Source organism: Candidatus Magnetobacterium casense (genome assembly GCF_019173545.1).
GTDB lineage: Bacteria > Nitrospirota > Thermodesulfovibrionia > Thermodesulfovibrionales > Magnetobacteriaceae > Magnetobacterium > Magnetobacterium cryptolimnobacter.
The window spans coordinates 1-2180 of the sequence record NZ_JABXWD010000503.1; the positions used below are offsets into that span (position 1 = coordinate 1).

3 protein-coding genes are annotated in these 2180 nt (G+C 47.9%); all 3 read right to left on the minus strand.

Translation table 11 applies throughout. From position 1 onward, the window contains the following. Positions 1-69: 69 nt before the first annotated feature. Genes HWQ67_RS16905 through HWQ67_RS16915 form a run of 3 tightly spaced genes read right to left on the minus strand, consistent with a single transcriptional unit; the run spans position 70 to position 1937 of the window. Positions 70-1293 carry an FprA family A-type flavoprotein gene (locus HWQ67_RS16905; protein ID WP_218253860.1) on the minus strand — a complete coding sequence of 408 codons (1224 nt, stop codon included), beginning with the start codon at positions 1291-1293 and terminating at the stop codon, positions 70-72. 43 nt (positions 1294-1336) lie between these two features. Beyond that, positions 1337-1516 (minus strand): hypothetical protein, encoded by a 180-nt coding sequence (locus HWQ67_RS16910; protein WP_218253861.1) that lies wholly within the window; start codon positions 1514-1516, stop codon positions 1337-1339. 19 nt (positions 1517-1535) lie between these two features. Then, complete coding sequence (locus tag HWQ67_RS16915) at positions 1536-1937, minus strand: hypothetical protein (RefSeq protein WP_218253862.1); 402 nt, start codon at positions 1935-1937, stop codon at positions 1536-1538. Positions 1938-2180 lie beyond the last annotated feature (243 nt).

Sequence of the window (2180 nt, forward strand, 5' to 3'; positions counted from 1 at the left end):
TACATCCAACCACATACTGTACACCTGTACATAGATATTATCCTCCTTAATCTTGCAGGGATTGACTCTTTACTCAAATCCCTTGTGATATTGCTTTACCTCTCTGGCAAAGTTACGGCCAAACTCATAACACGTATTTACATCATCCAGGGATGGATGAAACTGTATCTGCATACCCGGTTTAATGGTTTGCAACTTCATGGCATCATACATGTCGTACAGCCACTTGACGGCCCCTCCTGCCCAACCGTAGCTTCCAAAGGCACCCATGAGCCTGTCCTTGGGCCTCAGACCCTGGAGAAAGTACACAAACTCCGCCACGGAAGGCAGTGCCAGGTTGTTAAGCGTAGAGGAGCCTATAAGACACGCCCGTGACTTCCAGTACTCAGTTATAGCTACACTGATGGGTGTTGTTGTCAGCTTTACGACCTTGCAGTCTACCCCCTCCTGTTTGATCCCCTGTATGATTGGCAAGGTCATCTGTTCGGTGTTCTTCCACATGGTATCATAGATGATAGTGACACGTAACATGGCCTTGCCATTAGCCATATCCATGTAAATATCCAAAGGTCTCTGGGGGTATTTCCTCCATATCACGCCATGGTCGGGGGCTATCATGTCTATATCCAGCCCCATGCTTTGTATTTGGGCGATCTTGGTCTTTATCAACTTACCGAAAGGCATGAGTATGTTGGCGTAGTAGTCGATCACGGCTGCGTCAAGTTCGTTGAGACAGGGACCGCTTACAAATTCGTCATCAAACCGTGCCGTTGTGGCGATATGTTGTCCGAAGGCATCCTGAGAGATAAGCAGCTTTGCCCCCTTAACATATGTCATCATAGAGTCCGGCCAGTGCAGCATTGGGGTCTCTATAAACAGCAGGGTGTACTTACCGATCTTTAGTTCATCGCCAGTTTTTACCACCTTTATGTTCCAGTGCGTGGCATCAAAGAACTTGCCGATACCCTCCTTGCCCTTTGCCGAAGCATAGATGGTAACGTTATCGGCACCGATGAGACCAACAAACCTCTCAAGTGCCCCCATGTGATCATCTTCTATGTGGTTGATGACGATGTTTTTGATCTTTTTGGGGTCAATCATCCCCTTGACGTTGTTGATGCCAATGTCTGAAAAGTCATACTTGACGGTATCAATGAGGGTGATATCCTCATCGAGTATCAGGTAGTTGTTGTATGTGGTGCCGGTAGGAGTGGCTATCCCGTGGAAGTCACGCATGGCCCAGTCTATGGCCCCAACCCAAAAGATATCCGGTTTAATCTCTATGGAATTCATAATCTGCCGTATCTCTCCTTTATGCTTGTTATACGTAAGCCTGTCATGCTACGGAAATTGCGCCGAGGGCATCCCCGCATTGACGACATACAGGTTGATCGTCATCGCTCCAGACCTCGTTTTCGTGGCCGCACTGACGGCATTTAAGTAGTTTTAGCGTAGGGCTTTTTACGTCTCCGCCACAACCACAACTAAACGTATTGCAACTGTTATCCAGGCTCATCGTTTGACTCCTCCTTGCCTCAGACTGCCACCCGCTCATGGGCCTTGCGCCATCCCTCTTGTTTTAGTCGTTCCGTGCGTCTGTTTGCCCAGTCCTTTATTTCGGTTATGTATTTTCTGGGGTTGACCTTGGCCATAGACACAATGGATTCCTTTTCTTTCAAGCTGTCTACATGGTCACCGGGATATATTCCTCGCCATGAACAGTAGTCCTCAACGAAGATCATATCGGGGTTAAGGCGTCTAAGGTGTTCCGCCGGCATGCTGTTAGACATCAGGCGGGCTATTTCCATATCGTATTCGATAACCCAGCCATTGTCCCTGATCATCGTATCGGGATTAAACTCCACGCTCGTTGAACACTTAGGACAATAAAGGGCGCTTAATGTCTCCGGTGGCAGTATCTCATTTTTAAAGGTCATGCTGACCTCGTACTGCCCACAACTACATTTAAAACTATGATCCATGCACATATGTCTTTTCCTCCTTAGCCTTAAGTTTCTTATTGCTCTTACAATTATATTTTAACACAAAGGGATGTTAAAAGGTATCCTCTAAAAAAAGCATGGTAAGATGGGGTCAAGGGGTCAGCGACCCCCCGGCTTAGTGGGGGGCTGGCCCCCTTGCAGGGGGTTCTGAAGGGGGCCAAGAGCGCATTGAGCGGG

Coding starts and splice junctions, on each gene's coding strand:
- HWQ67_RS16905 (WP_218253860.1), bottom strand. CDS start 1,293: ATGAATTCCATAGAGATTAAACCGGATATCTTTTGGGTTGGGGCCATA.
- HWQ67_RS16910 (WP_218253861.1), bottom strand. CDS start 1,516: ATGAGCCTGGATAACAGTTGCAATACGTTTAGTTGTGGTTGTGGCGGA.
- HWQ67_RS16915 (WP_218253862.1), bottom strand. CDS start 1,937: ATGACCTTTAAAAATGAGATACTGCCACCGGAGACATTAAGCGCCCTT.